The organism is Clavibacter tessellarius (assembly GCF_001618005.1).
GTDB classification, from domain to species: Bacteria; Actinomycetota; Actinomycetes; order Actinomycetales; family Microbacteriaceae; genus Clavibacter; species Clavibacter tessellarius_A.
Genome location: NZ_LQXA01000049.1, coordinates 12255 through 32134 on the forward strand (window position 1 = coordinate 12255; position 19880 = coordinate 32134).

At 75.0% G+C, this 19880-nt stretch carries 19 protein-coding genes and 1 pseudogene; 13 read left to right on the forward strand and 7 right to left on the reverse strand.

Annotated features, from left to right (window positions below; translation table 11 throughout):
• The first annotated feature begins 165 nt into the window (after positions 1 to 165).
• The 8 genes and pseudogenes from glp to AWH51_RS16515 form a co-directional block, all read left to right on the forward strand.
• A complete protein-coding gene (glp, locus tag AWH51_RS13170) occupies positions 166 to 1461 on the forward strand; it encodes a gephyrin-like molybdotransferase Glp (protein WP_063072551.1) in 1296 nt (431 codons plus the stop codon).
• The gene (gene moaC, locus AWH51_RS13175) at positions 1454 to 1951 is read left to right on the forward strand and encodes a cyclic pyranopterin monophosphate synthase MoaC (RefSeq protein ID WP_063072520.1); all 498 of its coding nucleotides are present in this window, start codon (positions 1454 to 1456) and stop codon (positions 1949 to 1951) included. Before glp ends, moaC begins: the two co-directional genes overlap by 8 nt.
• A complete protein-coding gene (locus AWH51_RS13180; RefSeq protein WP_063072521.1) occupies positions 1948 to 2502 on the forward strand; it encodes a MogA/MoaB family molybdenum cofactor biosynthesis protein in 555 nt (184 codons plus the stop codon). The genes moaC and AWH51_RS13180 overlap by 4 nt, the downstream gene beginning before the upstream one ends.
• Positions 2499 to 2930: a molybdenum cofactor biosynthesis protein MoaE gene (locus tag AWH51_RS13185; protein ID WP_063072522.1), complete on the forward strand. Its 432-nt coding sequence runs from the start codon at positions 2499 to 2501 to the stop codon at positions 2928 to 2930. The genes AWH51_RS13180 and AWH51_RS13185 overlap by 4 nt, the downstream gene beginning before the upstream one ends.
• 134 nt (positions 2931 to 3064) lie before the next feature.
• Positions 3065 to 5341, forward strand: a complete 2277-nt coding sequence (locus AWH51_RS13190; protein ID WP_063072523.1) for a hypothetical protein — start codon at positions 3065 to 3067, stop codon at positions 5339 to 5341.
• Positions 5341 to 6033: an ATP-binding cassette domain-containing protein gene (locus AWH51_RS13195; protein ID WP_063072524.1), complete on the forward strand. Its 693-nt coding sequence runs from the start codon at positions 5341 to 5343 to the stop codon at positions 6031 to 6033. The genes AWH51_RS13190 and AWH51_RS13195 overlap by 1 nt, the downstream gene beginning before the upstream one ends.
• Before the next feature lie 76 nt (positions 6034 to 6109).
• Entirely contained in the window at positions 6110 to 6844 is a 735-nt protein-coding gene (locus tag AWH51_RS13200) for a glycosyltransferase family 2 protein (RefSeq protein ID WP_063072525.1), read from the forward strand.
• A pseudogene (locus AWH51_RS16515) lies at positions 6841 to 7143 on the forward strand (DUF2304 family protein); the annotation flags it as partial. The gene AWH51_RS13200 and the pseudogene AWH51_RS16515, both read left to right, overlap by 4 nt.
• A gap of 89 nt (positions 7144 to 7232) precedes the next feature.
• On the opposite strand, the gene AWH51_RS13205 reads toward AWH51_RS16515, so the two are convergent.
• The 4 genes from AWH51_RS13205 to AWH51_RS13215 form a co-directional block, all read right to left on the reverse strand.
• Positions 7233 to 7742 carry a GtrA family protein gene (locus AWH51_RS13205; RefSeq protein WP_063072526.1) on the reverse strand — a complete coding sequence of 170 codons (510 nt, stop codon included), beginning with the start codon at positions 7740 to 7742 and terminating at the stop codon, positions 7233 to 7235.
• Positions 7739 to 9466 (reverse strand): DUF2142 domain-containing protein, encoded by a 1728-nt coding sequence (locus AWH51_RS13210; RefSeq protein WP_081235126.1) that lies wholly within the window; start codon positions 9464 to 9466, stop codon positions 7739 to 7741. Before AWH51_RS13210 ends, AWH51_RS13205 begins: the two co-directional genes overlap by 4 nt.
• 136 nt (positions 9467 to 9602) lie before the next feature.
• The gene (locus tag AWH51_RS16340; RefSeq protein ID WP_175345529.1) at positions 9603 to 9773 is read right to left on the reverse strand and encodes a hypothetical protein; all 171 of its coding nucleotides are present in this window, start codon (positions 9771 to 9773) and stop codon (positions 9603 to 9605) included.
• A 183-nt stretch (positions 9774 to 9956) separates the two neighbouring features.
• Positions 9957 to 11207 (reverse strand): MFS transporter, encoded by a 1251-nt coding sequence (locus tag AWH51_RS13215; protein WP_063072527.1) that lies wholly within the window; start codon positions 11205 to 11207, stop codon positions 9957 to 9959.
• A gap of 148 nt (positions 11208 to 11355) precedes the next feature.
• Between AWH51_RS13215 and AWH51_RS13220 the strand changes: the two genes are divergently transcribed.
• Positions 11356 to 13173, forward strand: a complete 1818-nt coding sequence (locus tag AWH51_RS13220; RefSeq protein WP_063072528.1) for an ABC-F family ATP-binding cassette domain-containing protein — start codon at positions 11356 to 11358, stop codon at positions 13171 to 13173.
• A gap of 66 nt (positions 13174 to 13239) precedes the next feature.
• On the opposite strand, the gene AWH51_RS13225 is transcribed toward AWH51_RS13220, so the two are convergent.
• Together AWH51_RS13225 and AWH51_RS13230 are read right to left on the reverse strand one after the other, a co-directional pair.
• Positions 13240 to 14073 carry a hypothetical protein gene (locus AWH51_RS13225; RefSeq protein WP_063072529.1) on the reverse strand — a complete coding sequence of 278 codons (834 nt, stop codon included), beginning with the start codon at positions 14071 to 14073 and terminating at the stop codon, positions 13240 to 13242.
• A gap of 59 nt (positions 14074 to 14132) precedes the next feature.
• Positions 14133 to 14996, reverse strand: coding sequence for a hypothetical protein (locus AWH51_RS13230; RefSeq protein WP_063072530.1), 864 nt, complete (start codon positions 14994 to 14996; stop codon positions 14133 to 14135).
• Positions 14997 to 15325: 329 nt separating this feature from the next.
• Here AWH51_RS13230 and AWH51_RS13235 point away from each other — a divergent pair, with 329 nt between their 5' ends.
• Genes AWH51_RS13235 through AWH51_RS13245 form a run of 3 tightly spaced genes read left to right on the forward strand, consistent with a single transcriptional unit; the run spans position 15326 to position 17968 of the window.
• Positions 15326 to 16273 (forward strand): MetQ/NlpA family ABC transporter substrate-binding protein, encoded by a 948-nt coding sequence (locus AWH51_RS13235; RefSeq protein WP_063072531.1) that lies wholly within the window; start codon positions 15326 to 15328, stop codon positions 16271 to 16273.
• Positions 16270 to 17307 (forward strand): methionine ABC transporter ATP-binding protein, encoded by a 1038-nt coding sequence (locus AWH51_RS13240; RefSeq protein WP_063072532.1) that lies wholly within the window; start codon positions 16270 to 16272, stop codon positions 17305 to 17307. The genes AWH51_RS13235 and AWH51_RS13240 overlap by 4 nt, the downstream gene beginning before the upstream one ends.
• 1 nt (position 17308) lies before the next feature.
• Positions 17309 to 17968 carry a methionine ABC transporter permease gene (locus tag AWH51_RS13245; RefSeq protein WP_063072533.1) on the forward strand — a complete coding sequence of 220 codons (660 nt, stop codon included), beginning with the start codon at positions 17309 to 17311 and terminating at the stop codon, positions 17966 to 17968.
• A gap of 98 nt (positions 17969 to 18066) precedes the next feature.
• On the opposite strand, the gene AWH51_RS13250 is transcribed toward AWH51_RS13245, so the two are convergent.
• Positions 18067 to 18963: a LysR family transcriptional regulator ArgP gene (locus AWH51_RS13250; RefSeq protein WP_081235127.1), complete on the reverse strand. Its 897-nt coding sequence runs from the start codon at positions 18961 to 18963 to the stop codon at positions 18067 to 18069.
• A 69-nt stretch (positions 18964 to 19032) separates the two neighbouring features.
• On the opposite strand from AWH51_RS13250, the gene AWH51_RS13255 reads away from it, so the two are divergent.
• The gene (locus AWH51_RS13255) at positions 19033 to 19869 is read left to right on the forward strand and encodes a LysE/ArgO family amino acid transporter (protein WP_063072553.1); all 837 of its coding nucleotides are present in this window, start codon (positions 19033 to 19035) and stop codon (positions 19867 to 19869) included.
• Positions 19870 to 19880: the final 11 nt, after the last annotated feature.

The window sequence follows — 19880 nt, forward strand, 5'->3', positions numbered from 1 at the left end:
GCGTACGGCCGGCGCCTGGGGAGGAGCGGCGGACCCATGCGGGGCCGCAGCTCAGCGCCGGCGACCGGCCGCCGAGCGCACAGCGGCGACGAGCAGCCCCGCCCCGCCGTCACCACGGCGATCATCTGCACGGCGAGCGCCGCCGCCCCGGGGGATGATGGGCTCATGACCCCCGACCGCCCCGCGGACCGACGACGCCGCACGGTCGACGAGCACCGATCCGCCGTCGAGGCCCTCCTCGCGCCGTTCGCCGAGCTGCCGCCCGAGGAGCTGCCGGTCTCCGCCGAGGCGCTCGCGGCGGATCCGCACCGCCACGTCGGCCGCGTCCTCGCCCGCGACGTGGCCAGCCCCCTCGACCTGCCGCCGTTCCGCAACTCGCAGATGGACGGCTACGCGGTGCGCGCGGCCGACCTCGCGGGCGCGACCGACGCGCGTCCGGCGACGCTCCGCATCGCCCCGCGCATCCCCGCGGGCGTCGCGCCCGAGCCGCTGGCGCCCGGCACCGCGGCCCCCTGCATGACCGGCGCGCCCGTCCCGCCCGGTGCGGACGCGGTCGTGCCCATCGAGGCCGCGACGCCCGACCGCTTCGTCGACGAGGGCGCCGCGGACGCGACCGTCTCCTTCACCGCACCCGTGGATCCGGGTGCGTTCGTCCGCGCGCAGGGCAGCGACCTCGCCGCGGGCGGCGTCCTCGTCGCGGCCGGCACGCGCCTCCTGCCCGCGCACCTCGGAGTCCTCGCGTCCGCGGGCGTGGCGAGCGTCGCGGTCCGCCGCCGCCCCGTCGTGCTCCTCCTCTCCACCGGTCTCGAGCTGCGCGGCCCCGGCGAGGAGCTCGCGCCCGGGCAGATCCACGACGCCAACTCGATCGCGCTCGCCGCGGCCCTGCAGGACGCCGGCGCCGCGGTCCGTCCGCTGCGGGTCGCGTCCGACGACCCCGACCGGGTCCGCGACGCCCTCCGCGACGCCGCGACCGGCGTCGACCTCCTGATCACGACGGGCGGCGTCAGCGCCGGCGCCTACGAGGTCGTGCGCGACGTGCTCGAGGGCGGCGGCGTCGAGTTCGCCTCCGTCGCGGTCCAGCCGGGCGGGCCGCAGGGCCTCGGCACGGCCGAGGTCGGCGGCGCGCGGATAACCGTGGTCGCCTTCCCCGGCAACCCCGTCAGCGCGCTCGTCTCCTTCGAGCTGTTCCTCCGTCCGGTGCTGAGGCGGATCGCCGGCCACGCGCATCCCGACCGCCCGTCCCGCGAGCTGCCGCTGGCGGAGCCGCTCGACTCGCCCGCCGGCAAGCACCAGGTGCGGCGCGGGCGCCTCGACGCCGACGGACGCGTCGTCGCGGTCGGCGGGCCCGGATCGCACCTGCTGCACGCGTACGCGACCGCCACCCACCTCGTCCACATCCCTGCGGACGTCGCCCGGCTCGAGGCCGGCGACCCCGTCACCGTCTGGAGCATCGATGACTGATCCCGCCACGCCGGCCGCCACGCCGTCCCTCACCCACCTGCGGCAGGACGGATCCGCCCACATGGTCGACGTGACCGACAAGGCCGTCACGAAGCGCCGCGCCGTCGCCCAGGCCGTGCTCGTCACGCGGCCCGAGGTGGTCGCGGCGGTGATCTCCGGCGACCTCCCCAAGGGCGAGGCGGTCGGCACGGCCCGCATCGCGGGCATCATGGCGGCCAAGCAGACCTCGAGCCTCATCCCGCTCTGCCACCCGCTGCCGATCGGCCGGATCGAGATCGACATCACGGGGGCCGACGACCGGCTCACGGTGGTCGCGTCGGTGAGCACCACGGGCGTCACGGGCGTGGAGATGGAGGCGCTCACCGCCGCCTCGGTCGCCGCGCTCACGCTCTACGACATGCTCAAGGCCGTCGACGCGCGGGCCGTCATCACCGACGTGCTCGTGCGCGAGAAGCAGGGCGGCAAGTCCGGCGATTGGGAGCGGGCGTGAGCGCCGCGGATCCGCGCGGCCGGGCGGTCGTGATCGTCGCCTCCACCCGTGCTGCCGCAGGGGAGTACGAGGACCGCACCGGACCCGTCATCGCCGCCTGGCTCGCCGAGCGCGGCTTCGAGGTCGTCGGTCCGCTCGTGCGCGCGGACGGACCCGGGGTGGCGTCCGCGCTCGCCGAGGCGGTGGCGGGCGACGCGCGCGTGATCCTCACCACCGGCGGCACCGGCGTCACGCCCACCGACCGCACGCCCGAGGCGACGCGGCCGCTCCTCGACCTCGAGCTCCCCGGGATCATGGAGGAGGCCCGCCGCGTCGGCACGGCCCACACGCCGACGGCCGTACTCACCCGCGGGCACGCGGGCGTCGCGGGCGGCGCGTTCGTGATGAACCTGCCCGGCTCGCCCGGTGGTGTGCGCGACGGGCTGGGGCTGCTCGACGGGATCCTCGACCACGTGCTCGCGCAGATCCGGGGTTCCGTGCACCCGGCGACGGACGCGGACGCCGACACGCGACCCGCCGCCGCGTCTGTGGACGCGGGAGCCGCCTCGTGACCGCCGACCGCGTGCTCTTCGCCCGCATCGCCGGCGGCGCGATCCGCGTCGAGGACTGCGCCGACGCCGTCCGGGCCGACGACGCCGGCGCCGTCGTGACCTTCGAGGGCGTCGTGCGCGACCACGACGACGGCCGCGGCGTCCTCTGGCTCGACTACTCCGCGCATCCGGCCGCCCGCCAGGCGATCCAGCAGGTCGCGCTCGACGTCTCGGCCCGGTACCCCGACGTGCGCATCGCCGTCGAGCACCGCATCGGCCGCCTCGGCATCGGCGACGTCGCGCTCACCTGCGCCGTCTCCTCCGCGCACCGCGCTGACGCGTTCGCCGCGTGCGGCCTCCTGGTGGACGAGGTCAAGCAGCGCGTCCCCATCTGGAAGCAGCAGGCCTTCGACGACGGCACGAGCGAGTGGGTGGCGTCGCTGGGCTGAGCCGCGTCCGGGTGGGCATGTGGACAGACGCGCGCGGCGCCGACCCGGTGTCCTAGGTTCCGGTCATCGGCGCTCGCCGACCCGACCGGAGGGCACCTCGTGCGGCGGAGCGGATCGTCCTCCCCCACAGCCCGATGATCTCGAGGCTCCTCGTCGTCCTCTGCGTGGTGCTCACGTTCGTCGTCGCGGGATCCGCCGCCGTCGACGCCGACATGCGGGACCGCGCGGCGCGCGACGCGGTCGCGGCGGGGTGGGGCTCGCCGTTCGTCGTCCCGGTCCTGCCCGAGACGACGGATCCGGGCATCGTCGCGGACGCCTTCGCCACCGCCGCCCAGGAGACCGGCGTCTCGGTCATCCGCCAGGCGGAGGGCGTCGACGGCGCGCAGGAGAAGACGACGCTCTACGTGCTCCTCGCCGACGGATCGCAGCTCCCGAGCGCCTTCCCGCTGTCGACGGGCCGCTTCCTCACGCCGGAGGAGTCCCGGGGCAGCACCGGCTCCGTCGCCACGGCAGCGGTCGGCGACCCCTCGGCCGTCGGCACCATCGCGGACCTCGGCGAGGACGACCGGTTCCTCATCCGGCCCCTGCGCACCGCATTCGACACCCTGCTGCCCGACGGCGCGTACCGCATGGAGTGCCGGTCCCGGGAGGACTGCCGCGCATTCCTGGAGCGCGTCGCCGCGCTCGTGGACGAGCGCGCTCCCCAGGCGGCCCTCACGGCCGACCTCCTGGCGACGCCGCACAGCGGCGGAGGATCGAGCACGGGCGGAGTCGAGCCGGTGACCGCCGTCGTCGTCATCCTGTTCCTGTTCGTCGTCATCCTCATCCTCTACCGCCAGCTCGCGCAGGCCCGGCGCACGGGCGTGCTCCGGCTGCACGGCCGCGGCACGTTCGAGGTGTGGTTCCTCATCACGGGCCGGCTCCTGCTCCTCACCGTGGGCAGCGCCGGAGCGGTCGCGGTGGCGGCCACGGCCCTCGTGCCCGGGAGCACCGTCGCGCTGGCGGTCGTCGTCGGCGGCGCGGTCGCCCGGCTCCTCGGCGCGCTCCTCGTCGCCTCGTCCCTCACCTGCGTCACGATCCGACGGCTGCGCATCGCGGACGCCCTGAAGGACCGGAAGGACACGCGAGCGCTCTTCTGGACCAGCACGACGCTCAAGGCCGCCGCGACCGTCGCGCTCGTGATCACGGGCGCCACCACGGCATCGCAGGTCCAGGTCATCCGGCACCAGCAGGAGCTGGTCGGCAGCTGGAGCCGCGCCTCGGGCTACGCCGTGTTCCATCCGCAGGCGATCGGCGACGACGGCGAGACCGGGGGCGGGTCGGACCTGGGCCGCCTCGCGAACGAGGCGTACGACCTCTACGACGAGCTCGATGCGCGTGGCGCGCTGTACGTCGACGCGTCGGGGCTGCGGGCCCCTGATGGCCCGGGTCCGGATGGCGGGTCGCGCGGCGGATCGACGCATCCCGCCTCCCTCGTCGTCAACCCCGCCTACCTGACGGCTTTCCCGGTCCTCGGCGAGGACGGGGAGCCCGTGGTCGTCGACGAGGAGGACGCGGACTGGACCGTGCTCGTCCCGGCGACGATGCGCGGACGGGAGGACGATCTGCGGCGCACCTTCCAGGACGCGCGGCGCGGCATGGGGCAGGCGGACCGATCCCTCTTCCATCGCGACGGGGGGCTCGACACGTCGAGGCAGCAGGTGCGGATCATCTGGACACAGCCCGGCCAGCGCCTCTTCGCCTTCGACCCGTCGGTGGGGGCGGATGACGGCGGGAGCGTGACGGACCCCGTCGTGCAGGTCATGACCCGGGCGGGCAGCGTCGGGTTCGACCGCGCGAACATGATGAGCGGCGGGATCGGCGATGCCCTCAAGGTCCGTCTCGACGGCGGCTCCACCGACGCCACGCTGGCCGAGCTCGCCCCGACGCTCCGGCGCCTCCATCTGGATGACAACCTCACCCACCTGACCACCCTCGACGACCACCAGGCGGCGGAGGTGCAGCGCCTCGACGACGAGCTGCGGCTCCTCGCCCTCGTGGGTGCGCTCCTGCTCGTGGGCGTCCTCGTGCTGACCCTGCAGAGCGTCGGCCTGATGTTCGAGCGGTCCTCCCGCCGGATCGTGATCCGCCGGATGTTCGGCCACGGGCTCGTGCGGCGCTACGCGGAGCCCCTCGGCGTTCTCGGCGCCATCTGGGCGGTCCAGTTCGGTGCCGCGCTCGCCGCGCACGCGTCGGGCTACGCGGGCCTCGGCACCGCGACGGCGGCGGACGGGAGCAGCGCGGACGCGGGCGTCGGCGGGGTCCTGATCACCACGGCGGCCGTGCTCGCCATCGAGCTGGTCGTCTCCGCGGCGTGGGCGGTGCGCCTCGAGCGACGCCGCACCGTCGACATCCTCAAGGGAGCCTTCTGATGCACGAGACCGGATCCACGCACGTCATCCCCGCGGCTCCCGGCACGGTGGTCTGCGAGCTCACCGACGTCACCCGCTCGTTCCGCGGACGGGAGGTGGTGCGCGGGCTGTCGCTGCGCGTCGAGGCGGGCGAGATGGTGGCCCTGACGGGTCGGAGCGGGTGCGGGAAGTCCACGGCGCTGAACATGATCGGGCTCCTCGACCGCCCGACGTCCGGCGACCTGCGGCTCTTCGACCGGCCCGCCCCGCGTCCGGGATCCCGGGGTGCGCGTCGTCTGCTCGCGGAGCGGATCGGGTACCTGTTCCAGAGCTTCGCGCTCCTGGACGAGGAGACGGCCGAGGGGAACCTGCGGGTCGCGCAGTCGTGGACGGGAGGCACCCGCCGATCACGTGCCGACCGGCGGGAGGAGGCGCTAGCCTCGGGGGGGCTCGCCGACCACGCCCGCGATCGCGTCTACGAGCTGTCCGGCGGCGAGCAGCAGCGCCTGGCGCTGGCGCGGCTGGCGCTCCGGCCGCGGGCCCTCGTGCTGGCCGACGAGCCGACCGGTTCTCTGGATCCGGCGAACCGCGCGCGTGTGCTCGACCTGCTCGACGGGATGCGCCGCCGGGGGACCGCCGTCGTGATCGTCACCCACGATCCCGAGGTGGCCGCGGCCTGCAGCCGCGTGGTGTCGCTCGAGCGCCCGCGTTAGCCCGGGTGGCGTCGCTCGGCCGGCCGGCCCGGCGATCCCGTGCGGGCGCCGCGCGACCTGTTGCTACCCTCGTGGCATGCCCGCCAGCCTGAGCACGACCCTCATCGTCATGCCCGCGTTCAACGAGGAGGAGGCGGTCGGCGCGGTCGTGCGGGAGGTCCTCGGGACCCTGCCCGGCATCGCGTGCCTCGTCGTCAGCGACGGCTCGAAGGACCGCACGGTCGAGGTCGCGCACGAGGCCGGCGCCCGCGTCCTGGAGCTCCCGTTCAACCTCGGCGTCGGCGGCGCGATGCGCGCGGGCTTCCGCTACGCGCAGCGGCACGGCTTCGACAACGTGATCCAGATCGACTCCGACGGGCAGCACAACCCGGAGAGCGTCCCGCAGCTGCTCGAGGCCCTCCAGCGCAAGGACGTCGTCATCGGCGCGCGCTTCGCAGGCGAGGGCGACTACGAGGTCTCCGGCCCGCGCAAGTGGGCGATGAGGTTCCTCAGCTTCACGCTCAGCCGCATCGCGCGCACGCCCCTCACCGACACGACCTCGGGCTACCGCGGCTCCGGCCCGCGCGCCATCGCGCTCTTCGCCGAGAACTACCCGGCCGAGTACCTCGGCGACACGGTCGAGTCGCTCGTCATCGCGGCCCGCCACGGCCTCACCATCGAGCAGGTGCCCGTGTCGATGCGGCCCCGCGCCGGCGGCGTCGCGTCGCACAACCCGGCGAAGGCCGCCATCTACCTGGCGCGCGCCGGCATGGCGCTCGTGATCGCCCTCATCCGTCCGATCAACCGATCCATCAAGGCGGTCACCGCGTGAACCCCACCAGCTACGTCTTCACCCTCGTCGCGGCGCTGCTCGCCGTGGGCGTCGTCATCGAGCGCCTCCGCCGCCGCCGACTCCGCGAGCGTCACGCCGTGTGGTGGCTGGTGGCCGGCGTGGTCGCGCTGGTGATCAGCGTCTTCCCGCCGCTGCTCTCGGGCCTCGCCGCGTTCCTGGGCGTGCAGGAGCCGCTCAACCTCGCGTTCTTCGCGAGCATCGTCGTGATCTTCCTGGTGTGCGTGCAGTTCAGCGCCGAGCTCACCGACCTGGAGGACAAGGTGCGCCGCCTCGCGGAGGAGAGCGCGATGACCGACCTCCGGCTGCACGACCTGGAGAGCGAAGCGCGGGCGGCGCGCGACGCGGCCGAGGCCGCGGCGTCCCGGGATCAGCCCGCCGTCGGCTCCGCGGGGCGCGCGCCCGGCGCGACGTCGCCGTCGGCTCCGGGGGTCTCGGCATCCGAGGCGACCGGCGCCCCCGCCGACCGGTCCGCGAACACCCAGAACCGGTAGGCGGCGTAGTTCCACAGCGTCGTCAGCGCCGTGGAGACGAACTTGCCCACGATGTAGCCGGCGCCGATGCGGTCGAACAGCTCGATGATGAGCACGGTCGCGAGCGAGTTCACGGCCACGAGCACCGCGTACTTCCAGAGGCTGTGCCAGTCCGAGCGCTGGTGGCGGAACGTCAGGAAGCGCTGCATCACATAGCTGACGAGCAGACCCGCCCAGAACGAGGTGGCGCTGGCGCCGCTGAGGGGCCAGCCGAGCACGTCGCGGCAGACGATGAGCAGGCCGAGGTCGACGACGAACGCCACCCCGCCCACGGCGAGGTAGACGAAGGGCCCGTAGAGGCGGCCGGCGCGGAAGCGCGCGATGCGGCCCGGGATGCCGGTGCTCACGCGGGGGACGACCCGTCGGCGCCGGGCCGGGTGGCACGCGGCGACGCCGCGGACGGCTCGCCGGCATCGGGCTCGCCGGCATCGCCCGCGCCGCCGGGGCGCGATCCGGGCACGACGGCCGGGTGGGCCGCGGCCGCGGCCGCCACCGTGCCCGTGGTCGCGGCATGGCGGCCCGGCGATTCGGCAGGCGCTCCGCGTCCGGCAGCCACCACGGCGAGCAGCACCGCGGCGCCGACGACGACGGAGGCGACGGCCATCGCGACGATCCACGGCTCCACCCCCACGACGGGCGGCGACCAGCGCGGGCGGAACAGCAGATCGGCCCACGAGGCGCTGAGGCCGACCGAGTTGCGGCGCAGGAACGTCATCAGGGCGACGAACGCGGCGAGGCCGTGCACCACGGCGACCAGCACGAGGATCCGGCGGCGCACGAGGGCGGTCACCCGGTCGTAGGCGGGCGCCGCGACGACGGCCGCGATCAGGATCAGCACCACGTACGCCGGCAGGTTGTACCGGCCCTGCCACACGAATCCGGACGTCGTCACCGACGACGCCTGCACGAGCGCGGGCAGGATGAGGAAGCCGACGAGGCCGACCAGGACCGCGCGACGTCCGCCGGGCGGCGCGGGGACCATCATCGCCACGGCCACCAGCACGCCGCAGCCCACGAAGTAGGCGAACACCGCGTACGACGGGATCGCGGTGTCGAGCCAGCCGAAGTCGCCCACCATGTCGCGGGCGTAGTCGAAGGTGCGCTCGAACATGATCGTGAAGCCCTTCTGGAAGCTCATGCCGGCCCCCTCGTAGACGCCGACGGCCGCGAGCGAGCCCGTGTTGAGGATCCACGCCAGCGCGAGCCCGGTGGACGCGGCGACGACCCCGACGGCGGCGAGCACCTGCGGCCGGCGGAGGTAGGCCCAGAACCGGATCCAGCCGACGAGGCAGGCGCCCGCGACCACGACCAGGCCGAGCCACATGGGCGACAGGCCGCGCGCGTGCACGAGCACGCCGCCGGTCACCGCGAGGAACGCGGCGGTGCGCCAGCTCACCGGGCCCCCGCGGACGAGCCCGCTGACGTACGCGGCGGCGAACGCCATCGTGGCCGCGACCTCGAACCCGTTCGGGTTCACGGCGCCGAACAGCGAGAACGCCGTGGGAGTGAGCCCCGCGAACGCGGCCATGACGGGGAGGACGGGGCGCGGCAGCCGGGCGAGGTACGCGATGGCGGCGGCCGAGAGCAGCGTGCAGAGGAGCGCGCTGACCAGGCGCATGCCGAACACGCCCGTGGTGGTGCCGCCCCAGATCAGGGTCGGCCAGCCGACGAGCAGGTAGTAGAGGGGGTCGTAGAGGCCGGCGCTCGTCTGGGTGGTGACGATCTCGTCGGCCGCGTCCCCAGGCGGGTACCCGGGCGCGCAGTCGGCGGTGGTGTCCGGCTGGTGCCGGGCGCACGAGGCGGGGTCCGAGTACGCGACGCCGGCGGGCACCTGGACGATGCGCACCTGCGGATCGTCGGTGACGTCCCCGAGGTACTGGCCGCGCACGACCGACGCCGCCTTGTTGAGGTGCGCGGGCTCGTCCGGGCTCGCGCCGAGCGGCATCGTGACCGCCCACAGCCCGCTGACCACGCCGATGCCGAGGAGGGCCGCGAGGAACACGAGGAGCGACGCCCGACGCTGCCGGCCGTCGACGTGCGGGGCGCGGGCGTGCGGGGGCGTTCGCGTCATGGGTTCTCCGGGATGTGCTGCGCGTGCGGACAGGAGCGGCCGGCGGGCACCCTGCGGACGGCGCGGCGCCAGAGCGGTACCGCGGTCCGAGTCGAGGATAGCCCGTCGCCCGCGCGGCCCCGCCGCCCCGCGACCCCTACGGCGTGGGCGTCTTGGCCGCGTTGTAGCGGCGACGGAGGGCACCGAGAACGATGGTGCCCACGACGAGGATGATGCCGATGATCCCGAGCCAGACGAGGCCCTTGATGGCGAAGCCGACGACGGTGAGGATCAGCCAGAGGACGAGCAGGACGACGATGAATGCCACGGGGGTCTTCCTTCGGTTCGGGCGCGGCCGGACGGGATCCCGACCGGAGGGGCGAGCGGCGGAGGAGGTGCAGCGGGCCGCTCGGCGCCCCGATGCTACCCCGGACCGTCCCGCCCGCGACCCCGGCAGGACGACAGGGCGCACCCCGATCCGCGCCCCGCGCGCCCCCGCGCGCGGTAGCGATCAGGAGACGGCGGCGGCGTCGAGCGCGTCGGCGATCCGCTCGGCCCGGCGCGTGCGGCGGCCGACGAGCTGCAGCACGAGCGCGACCAGGGCGCTCGCGGCGACGAACGCGCCGTAGACGGTGAGGACGATCGGCAGGCCGTCGGCCTGCACGAACACCCCCGCGACCACGCTCGGGACGCCGAACGCGAGGTAGCTCGCGACGTAGACCGAGGAGAGCAGGCTCGCGCGCTCGGCGACCGGCGCCTCGGCGAGCACCAGCCGGAGGCCCGCCTGGAAGCCGGCGCCGAAGCCCACGCCGCCCACGACCGCGGCGACCGCGAAGAGGGGGAGCGACGCGGTCCAGATGGCGGCGACGAGGCCGACCGGCCCGAGCACGAGCGCGACCACGCCGACGACGAGGCTGCGGCGGGCGTCGCGCGTGCGGATCACGATGCCGGTGATCGCGCCCGTGCCGGTGAACAGGGCGATCGCGGCGCCCGTGAGCGCGGCGCTGTGCAGGCCGAAGGTGTCGCCGAGCACGGATCCGATGAAGGCCAGGAACATGCCGCCGAGCGCCCAGCTCGCGATCATGCCGCCGACGACCGCGGTGAAGACCGAGCGGGCGGCGCGCGGCACCGCGACCGACGGGATCAGTGACCGGAGAGCCCCGGCCCGACGCGGCTGGCGCTCGGGCACGCACGCGACGGCGATCCCGGCCGCCACCATGAGCGCCGCGAGCACCACGAAGACCGTCTCCTCGGGCGCGGGGCCGTAGGCCACGAGGAAGCCGCTGCCGAGCGCGCCGACCGTGAGCGCGGCCGGCGGGACGACGCCGTTGAGGAACGCGGCGAGGCCCGAGCGGCGGGACGGCTGGTGGTCGATCATGCCGGCGCCGAGCGCGCCCGTGGCGAGGCCGATCGCGAGTCCCTGGAGGATCCGCGCGATCACGAGCGCGAGCCCGTCGTGCGCGAAGGCGAACACGAGCATCGCGGCGGTGGAGACGAGGAGGGCCCCGAGGATCACGGGCCGCCGGCCGACGTGGTCCGAGAGGCGGCCGGCGGTGAGCAGCGTCGCGAGGAGGCCGGCCACGTAGACCGCGAAGACGGCCGTCAGCACCACCGGCGGCAGCGCCCACTCCTCCTGGTACACCGGGTAGAGGGGCGAGGGCGCGGCGCCCGAGGCGATGAGCACGAGCAGCGTGAGCGCGTAGACGAGGAGGCCGGCGACCGGCTCGCGGCGGGCGGTCACGGCTCGGGTGTCGGTGGTCATGCGCGCTCCTCGCGGTCGGCGGATCCCGGCGACGAGCCGCCGGGCGGGCCGCTCCCCGTCGAGCGCGCGGCCCTCCCGGGCCACGAGGGGAGCCAACGGCGGACCGCTCGCGGGAATTCCCCGGGCGAGGGTCACCTAGGCTCGTGCGGTGGCCCATCTGCTGGGAGCCGAAGCGCTCCACCTCGAGTTCCCGACGCGCGTGATCTTCGACGACGTGACCATCGGGGTGAACGAGGGCGACCGCATCGGCATCGTCGGACGCAACGGCGACGGCAAGTCGACCCTCCTCTCCCTCCTCGCCGGGCGCCTCGAGCCCGACCGCGGCCGCGTCACGCGCCGCCGCGGCGTCACGGTCGGCGTGCTCGACCAGAGCGACACGCTGCCCGACGGCCAGACCGTGGGCCAGGCGATCGTGGGCGGCATCGACGAGCACGAGTGGGCGGGCAACCCCCTCATCCGCGACGTGATCGACGGCCTCGCGTCCGACGTGCCGTGGGACGCCGACGTCGCCGAGCTCTCCGGCGGCCAGCGCCGCCGCGTGGCGCTCGCGAAGCTCCTCATCGGCGACCACGACCTCCTCTTCCTCGACGAGCCCACCAACCACCTCGACGTGGAGGGCATCGCCTGGCTCGCCGGCCACCTCCGCCGCCGGTGGGCGCCGAGCTCCGGCGGCCTCATCGTCGTGACCCACGACCGGTGGTTCCTCGACGAGGTCGCGAACGCCACGTGGGAGGTCCACGACCGCCTCATCGAGCCGTTCGAGGGCGGCTACGCGGCGTACATCCTCCAGCGCGTGGAGCGCGACCGGAGCGCCGCCGTCTCGGAGGCGAAGCGCCAGAACCTGATGAAGAAGGAGCTCGCGTGGCTGCGCCGCGGGGCGCCCGCGCGCACGGCCAAGCCGAAGTTCCGGATCGAGGCGGCCAACGCCCTCATCGCCGACGAGCCGCCCGCGCGCGACACCGTCTCGCTCGCGTCGATGGCGATGCAGCGGCTCGGCAAGGACGTGGTCGACCTGCTCGACGTGTCCGTCAGCTACGGCGACAAGCAGATCCTGAAGGACGTCGAGTGGCGCATCGCACCCGGCGAGCGCACGGGCATCCTCGGCGTGAACGGCGCGGGCAAGTCCACGCTCCTGTCGCTCGTCGCGGGCACGCTCCAGCCCACGACCGGCAGGGTCAAGCGCGGCAAGACCATCAAGGTCGCCGTGCTCACGCAGCAGCTCGACGAGCTGAAGGACGTGCTCGAGGACCGCGTCTCCACCGTCATCGGCCGCCAGCGCACCACGTACGTCGCGGGCGGCAAGGAGATGACGCCCGGCCAGCTGCTCGAGCGCCTCGGCTTCACGAGCGCGCAGCTGTCCACGCCCGTCAAGGACCTGTCGGGCGGCCAGAAGCGCCGCCTCCAGCTCCTCCTCATCGTGCTCGACGAGCCGAACGTTCTCATCCTCGACGAGCCCACCAACGACCTCGACACCGACATGCTCGCGGCGATGGAGGACCTGCTGGACTCCTTCCCCGGCACGCTCCTCGTCGTGAGCCACGACCGGTACCTGCTGGAGCGCGTCACCGACCAGCAGTACGCGGTGATGAACGGCAGCCTCCGCCACCTCCCGCGCGGCGTGGAGCAGTACCTCGAGCTCCGCCGCCAGCCGGCGAACGCCGAGCGGTCGACGATCGCCCGGCCCGACGAGGTCGGCGGCCAGGCCACCGCGACGCTCGGCGGATCCGGCGGGTCGTCCCTCCAGGGCGCGGAGCTGCGGAACGCGCAGAAGGAGCTCGCGAGCATCACGCGGAAGCTCGAGAAGGCCGACGTGCGACGCCGCCAGGCGCTCGACGCCATGGCGACCCACGATCCGGACGACTACGACGGGCTCGGCAAGCTGAACGAGGGCGTGCGCGCCATCGAGGCCGACGTCGAGGCGCTCGAGTCGCGCTGGATGGAGCTCAGCGAGCTGCTCGAGGGCTGATCCGCCGGCCGGGACCATCCGTCACGCCGGGCCGATCCGTCCCGCGGGATCGATCCGTCCCGCCGGTCAGTACGCGAGCGGGACGTCGGGCGAGCTCAGGGTCAGGCGGCCGTCCGCGGCCCAGACGGCGGTGAGCCCGCCGCCGCGCATCCCCACGCCGCCGTCGAACCGGCGCACCGGCATGTCCGCGATCCACGTGACCTCGAGGCCCGACACCGCGAGCTGCGCGGGCGGGGCGCACGAGGCGACGCCGGAGCCGGGGCTGCTGTCCGGGCCCGGACGGGATGCGCTCCACGGGTACACGAGCAGGCATGCGTCGCCGGAGATCGTGCGCGCCACGTAGAGGCCAACGCTCGTCTGCACGCCCCGGATGGTGGTGAGGTCGACGTCGCCGCCCGGCGACCGGGGTGGCCGGTCGGCCTGCTCCTGCGGGCGGGCGAGGATCTCCTCGACCGTGATGCCGCCGGAGGTGCGCGTGATGTCGCTGCCGAGGAGCGACCGGACGCGCGCGGGATCGGGCGGCTCCTCCGCGGAAGCGGACGCGGACGCGTCGGCGGACGGCGTCGCGCTGGTGTCGGCGCCGGGGGCCGCGGATCCGCCGAGGCCCATGGCGATGCCCGCGCCGGCGAGCAGCCCGAGGGCGAGCGCACCGCCGGCCCACGCGAGCGCGCGGCGGGAGCGGGTCGGGGGAGCCGCCTCGGCGGCGTCGGACGCCGGGTCGGCGCCGTCCGCGTCCTCGGCGGCCCGCGACGCGGGCTCGCGGCGCGTGAGCTCGGCGGCCGCGCGGATCCACCGCTCGTCGGACTCGTCGGCCCCCTGCGCGTAGACGGCCCGCCGGAGCTCGTCGGTCGTCATCGAGCGGAGCCCGCGGTCGTCGTGGCCGGACGTGCGTGGGTGCATGCGCGTTCCCCTTCCCGCGCCGACCCTCCCACATCGCCGGCGGCGGCCGCGGAGTCCGCTCAGTACGCGAGGATGCGGTCCGGCGTCGTCAGCGTGATGAGGCCGTCGCCCGCCCACGCCGCCTCGACGTCGCCCGTGATCATGCCCGTCGAGCCGTCCCGGTTGCGGGACGGGAACTCGGTGGTCCACGCGATGCGCAGGCCGTCGGACGCGACGCGGTCGGGCGACGCGCACGTGACGACGCCCGCGCCGCCGCTCGGGAAGACGAGGAGGCAGGGGTCGCCCGTGGTCGACAGCCCCGCGTACAGGCCGACGCTCGTCTGCACCGCGCGGATGGAGGTGGGGTCGACGTCGGCGCGGACGGCCTTCGGCGGGCGGTCGGCGTCCTCCTGCGGCCCGTCGAACACCGCGCTGACCGGGCGGCTGCGCTGGTCGGAGGTGGAGTCGGGGCCGAGGAGCGCCGGGGTGCCGGGGCTGGCGGACGCGGCGGCGGATCCGGCGGCGGCCGGGGGCGCATCGGCGCCGGGGACCGGGGTCGCGCCGGAGCCGGCGTCCGACGTCGCGTCCGAGGATCCGGCGCTCACGGCCGCGCGGACCGCGCCGCCCGCGAGGAGGCCGACCGCCAGCAGGGCGACGGCCGCGCCGACGAGGCCTCGACGCGAGGGGCGGCGCGATGCGGGCGAGGCGGCGTCGGATCCGTCCGCGTCCGGGGCGCCGTCGGACCCGACGGCGTCGCCGTCGGCGTCGGCGGCCGCTGCGGCGTCCGCGTCCGCGGCCGCGACGGGCCGGGACGCGCGCTCGCGGCGGGCGAGCTCGGCGGCCGCCCGGATCCACCGCTCGTCGCGCTCGTCGGCCCCCTGCGCGTAGACCCGGCGCCGCAGCTCCTCGAGGGGGAGCGCGGAGACGTCATCGTCGTCGTGCATGGGCACCTCCGTGGCCGACCCTGCCACATCGCGCGGGCCTCCGCGGTGTCCCCGTGTTACGGCCCGGTTCGACATCCCGTGCCGCCGCGACCTACCGTCGAGGTGCTGCAGGGACGCGGCGACCGGCCACGGGCGGCGTCCCCGCTCCCCGCGAGGCGCGCGTCGTCCGCTGCCGCCGCGGCGTCGTGGCCCGCGCCCGTGCGGGACCGCGCTCCCGCACGCCGCCGACCGACCGCATCCGCACGCCCGCAGCAGCACCCGCACCACGCACCCCCGCCGGACAGCACCGGCACCCGCAGCCCCGCACCGCGCACCACCGAGAGGACCCCATGACCACCCCGGCATCGCCCACCCCGGCACCCCTGATCGACGCCCCGAAGCGGCGCAACCGGCTCGCCATCGCGATCGTGGGCGTCATCGTGGTCCTCGCGGTCGTCGGATCCGTCCTCTTCGCGACGGGCGCCTTCTCCGGTGGCGGCAAGGCCGTCCGCATCGGCGTCGTCGGCGCGAGCGACCCGCAGTGGCCGCTCTTCGTCGACGCCGCGAAGGAGCAGGGCATCGACGTGGAGATCGTGAACTTCTCCGAGTACCCGCAGCTGAACCCCGCGCTGTCCGAGGGCGAGATCGACCTCAACCAGTTCCAGCACCTCGTCTACCTCGCGCAGTACAACGAGGGCGCGGGCGACGACCTCACGCCCGTCGGCGCCACCGCGATCTACCCGCTCGGGCTGTACTCGCAGAAGCACGGCTCGGTCGACGAGATCCCGCGGGGCGGCACGGTCATCCTCCCCAACGACGAGTCCAACCTCGCGCGCGGCCTCCTCCTGCTCCAGCGCGAGGGCCTGCTGACGCTGAAGGGCGGCGGATCCAGCGTCTCCACGCTCGACGACGTCGACCAGGCCGCCTCGAAGGTCACCGTCAAGACGGTCGAGGCCGCGCTCACCGCCACCTCGCTGCCGGACGCCGACGCCGTCATCATCAACAACGACTTCATCACGGACGCGGGCCTCACCGCCGACGACGCCCTCGCCCAGGACGACCCCAGCGACCCCAAGGCGCTCGCGTACGTCAACGTCTTCGCCAGCCGGGCCGACGACGCGACGAACGAGACGTACGTCAAGCTCGCGCGGATCTTCGAGGACACCCCCGCGGTGATCGACGCCCTGGTCGCGAACTCGGGCGGCACGGCGGTGCCGCTGAAGACCCCGCAGGACGAGCTGCGGAGCCTCCTCACCACCACGGAGAAGGCTGTCGCGGATCAGAAGGCGGCTCGATGACGGACGCCCCGCACGTCTCCCTGCGGGGCGTCGGCAAGACCTACCCGCCGCGCGCGAAGGGCGAGCCGGGCCTCGCCGCCCTCGCCGACGTCGACCTCGACATCCGCCGCGGCGAGGTGTTCGGGATCATCGGCTACTCCGGCGCGGGCAAGAGCACCCTGGTGCGGCTCGTGAACGCGCTCGAGCGGCCGACGTCCGGAACGGTCGCGGTCGACGGCCGCGAGATCCAGGACCTGCCCGAGCGGGAGCTGCGGAAGCTGCGGCTCGGCATCGGCATGGTCTTCCAGCAGTTCAACCTCTTCACGTCGAAGACGGTCTGGGGCAACGTCGCGTACCCGCTCCAGGTCGCGGGCATGCCGCGGGACGCGCAGCAGCGGCGGATCAGCGACCTCCTGCACTTCGTCGGCCTCGCCGACAAGGCGCACGCGCGCACCGACGAGCTCTCCGGCGGCCAGAAGCAGCGCGTCGGGATCGCCCGCGCGCTCGCGACGAGCCCCGCGATCCTCCTGGCCGACGAGGCCACGAGCGCGCTCGATCCCGAGACCACCGGCGAGGTGCTCGCGCTCCTCCGCCGCGTCAACGAGGAGCTCGGCGTGACGATCGTGGTGATCACCCACGAGATGGAGGTCATCAAGTCCATCGCCGACCGGGTGGCCGTCATGGACTCGGGCCGCGTGATCGAGCAGGGCGAGGTCTTCGACGTGTTCTCCCGGCCCGCGAGCGACGCCGCGCGTCGCTTCGTCTCCACGGTCGTCGCGGGCGTGCCCGAGCCGGAGGAGGTGGCGCGGCTCCGCGACCGGCACCCCGGCCGCCTCGTCACGCTGTCCTTCGCGGACGGCGGCGCCACCCAGACCGAGGTGTTCCGTGCGCTCGCCGAGGCGGGCGTCGCGTTCGAGGTCGTGCACGGCGGCATCACCGACGTCCAGGGCCGCACCTTCGGCAACCTGACCCTGGCGCTCACGGGCGACGCCCCGCGCATCGACGAGGTGCTCGCCGCCGACCGGGCCGGCGTCACCGTGACGGAGGTGGTCTGAGATGGACGCGCTCACCCCGCTCCTGCCCCTGCTCGGCCGCTCCACCGTCGAGACGCTCACGATGGTGCTGCTCACGCTCCTGTTCGGCGGCCTCGGCGGGCTCATCATGGGCCTCGGCCTCTACCTCACGCGCGCTGGCAGCCTGCTCGCCAACCGGCCCGTGTTCGCGGTGCTCAACGTGGTCGTCAACACCTTCCGCCCCATCCCGTTCGTGATCTTCCTGGTCGCCGCCCAGCCCCTCGCCCGCGCCGTCACGGGCAGCGGCATCGGGCAGCCGGCCGTGATCTTCACGCTGTCGCTCGGGGCGTCGTTCGCGATCAGCCGCATCGTGGAGCAGAACCTGCTCACGGTGCAGCCGGGCGTGATCGAGGCGGCCCGGTCGGTGGGCGCGAGCCCCGTGCGGATCATCTTCACGCTGCTGCTCCCCGAGGCGCTCGGGCCGCTGATCCTCGGCTACACGTTCGTCTTCGTGGGCATCGTCGACATGACCGCGGTCGCGGGCGCGGTCGGCGGCGGCGGCCTCGGCGACTTCGCGATCGTCTACGGCTACCGGCAGTTCGAGCCGGTCGTCACCTGGGCGGCCGTGCTGATCATCATCGTGCTCGTGCAGGTGGTGCAGCTCCTCGGCAACCGGCTGGCCCGGGCGGCGCTCCGGCGCTGATCCGGCGCCCGCCCGCCCCGTCCGGCGCCCGCCCGCCCCGTCCGCCCGCCCCGCCCATCCGCCCCGTCCGGCCGGCACGACCCGCGGCCGCCCGCTCGCTACCGGAGCGACGCGGCCGCGGCCCGCACGTGCCGGGTGAGGTCGGCGAGCACGGGGGAGTCGACGCTCCACCGCTGCCAGTGCAGCGCCACGTCCACGTGGGATCCCGCGTCGAGCGGCACGAGCGCACCCGACGCGACGAGCTCCTCGCTCTGCAGGTCCGGCAGCATGCCCCAGCCCATGCCGAGCGTGACGGCCGTGACGAACTCCGCCGACGACGGCACGTAGTGGCGCGGCTGGCCGGCGGGCGCGCGCCGGCCGCGGAGCCAGCGGTCCTGCATCGCGTCCTTGCGGTCGAACATGACGAGCGGCGCGACCGCCAGCGCGCCGGGCGTCGGGCCGTCGGGGAGGTGCGCGGCGACGTAGGCCGGGGTCGCGAGCGCGCGATACCGCATCCGGCCGAGGCGCTCCGAGGTGCAGCCCTGCACGGGGTCCTTCACGCTCGTGACCGCGGCCATGGCGGATCCGTCGCGCAGCAGGTCGAGGGAGTGGTGCTCGTCCTCGCGCAGCACCTCCACGGCCTGGCCGGTCTCGGTCGCGAGCGCCGCGAACGCGGGCAGCAGCCACGAGGCGAGCGAGTCGCCGTTGACGACCACGGGCACGGCCGCGGTGCCGGCGCGGGGCGCGTCGGACCCGCCCACGCCGAGCAGCCCGTCGAGGTCGCGTTCGAGCAGCAGCACCTGGCGCGCGTGCCGGAGCACGGCGTCGCCCGCCTCCGTGGTGGTCGCGGGGCGCGTGCGGCGCAGGAGGACGCGGCCGGCGCTGCGCTCGAGCGCCGTGATCCGCTGGCTCACCGCGGAGGGCGTCAGCCGCAGCGCGCGGGCGGCCGCGTCGAGCGTGCCGGTGTCGATGACGGCGGCCAGCGTGCGCAGGTGCTCGGTGCGGATGTCCATCATCAGCGATGCTAACGGTGCCTGAGGAACATGAGCTGGTCTGATGCGCGGCCCGCACCTAGCGTGATCGTCATGCACCCCCTCGCGCACGCGCTGTCCGGCTTCGGGCTCGGCTTCTCGCTCATCGCCGCGATCGGCGCGCAGAACGCGTTCCTCCTCCGGCAGGGCACCCGGCGCGAGCACCTGCTGCCGGTCGTGCTCATCTGCGCGGTCTCCGACGTGATCCTCATCGCCCTCGGGGTGAGCGGGATCGGCGCGCTCATCGAGGCGGCGCCCCTCGCGATCGTCGTGATCCGGGTCCTCGGCGCCTGCTTCCTCGCGGGCTACGCGGCGCTCTCCGTCCTCCGCGCCGCGGCGCCGCAGGGCCTGGCGATCGCGGCCTCCGCGCCCCGCTCGCTCGGCGCCGTCGTCGCCGCGTGCCTGGCGCTCACCTGGCTGAACCCGCACGTGTACCTCGACACGGTGCTCCTCGTCGGATCCGTCGCCGCCGGCCACGGCGACGGCCGCTGGGCCTTCGGCGCGGGCGCGATGGTCGCCAGCTGCGTCTGGTTCGCGCTCCTCGCGACCGCCGCGCGCGTCTTCGCGCCCGTGCTCGCGCGGCCGGCCGCGTGGCGCGTGCTGGACACCGTGATCGCCGGGGTGATGCTCGTGCTCGCCGTGCAGATCCTGCTGCCGCTCGTGCCCGCCGGGCCGGGGGAGGGCGTGCGGATCCTGCTCGCGACCGTCGTCTGCGCGCTGCTCGCGGGGCTCGTGGCCGCGTGGTCGGTCGCGCGGCGGAAGCGGACGGCGGCGGGCGCGTCCGCCGGCGGGAGGGATGCGGACGCCGGTGCCGCCGGTGCCGCAGCCGCCGCCGCGGATCCCGGTCCTGCCGCCGCGGCGCCGCTCCGCACTCCCGCGCCCACCGCCTGACGACACCGCGG

What these genes read in the sequence shown, in the direction of transcription:
- AWH51_RS13250 (WP_081235127.1), bottom strand. Translation starts at nt 18,963, where the DNA reads ATGATGGACATCCGCACCGAGCACCTGCGCACGCTGGCCGCCGTCATC.
- AWH51_RS13235 (WP_063072531.1), top strand. Translation starts at nt 15,326, where the DNA reads ATGACCACCCCGGCATCGCCCACCCCGGCACCCCTGATCGACGCCCCG.
- AWH51_RS13240 (WP_063072532.1), top strand. Translation starts at nt 16,270, where the DNA reads ATGACGGACGCCCCGCACGTCTCCCTGCGGGGCGTCGGCAAGACCTAC.
- AWH51_RS13210 (WP_081235126.1), bottom strand. Translation starts at nt 9,466, where the DNA reads ATGACGCGAACGCCCCCGCACGCCCGCGCCCCGCACGTCGACGGCCGG.
- AWH51_RS13200 (WP_063072525.1), top strand. Translation starts at nt 6,110, where the DNA reads ATGCCCGCCAGCCTGAGCACGACCCTCATCGTCATGCCCGCGTTCAAC.
- glp (WP_063072551.1), top strand. Translation starts at nt 166, where the DNA reads ATGACCCCCGACCGCCCCGCGGACCGACGACGCCGCACGGTCGACGAG.
- AWH51_RS13195 (WP_063072524.1), top strand. Translation starts at nt 5,341, where the DNA reads ATGCACGAGACCGGATCCACGCACGTCATCCCCGCGGCTCCCGGCACG.
- moaC (WP_063072520.1), top strand. Translation starts at nt 1,454, where the DNA reads ATGACTGATCCCGCCACGCCGGCCGCCACGCCGTCCCTCACCCACCTG.
- AWH51_RS13255 (WP_063072553.1), top strand. Translation starts at nt 19,033, where the DNA reads ATGCACCCCCTCGCGCACGCGCTGTCCGGCTTCGGGCTCGGCTTCTCG.
- AWH51_RS13225 (WP_063072529.1), bottom strand. Translation starts at nt 14,073, where the DNA reads ATGCACCCACGCACGTCCGGCCACGACGACCGCGGGCTCCGCTCGATG.
- AWH51_RS13190 (WP_063072523.1), top strand. Translation starts at nt 3,065, where the DNA reads ATGATCTCGAGGCTCCTCGTCGTCCTCTGCGTGGTGCTCACGTTCGTC.
- AWH51_RS13215 (WP_063072527.1), bottom strand. Translation starts at nt 11,207, where the DNA reads ATGACCACCGACACCCGAGCCGTGACCGCCCGCCGCGAGCCGGTCGCC.
- AWH51_RS13245 (WP_063072533.1), top strand. Translation starts at nt 17,309, where the DNA reads ATGGACGCGCTCACCCCGCTCCTGCCCCTGCTCGGCCGCTCCACCGTC.
- AWH51_RS13230 (WP_063072530.1), bottom strand. Translation starts at nt 14,996, where the DNA reads ATGCACGACGACGATGACGTCTCCGCGCTCCCCCTCGAGGAGCTGCGG.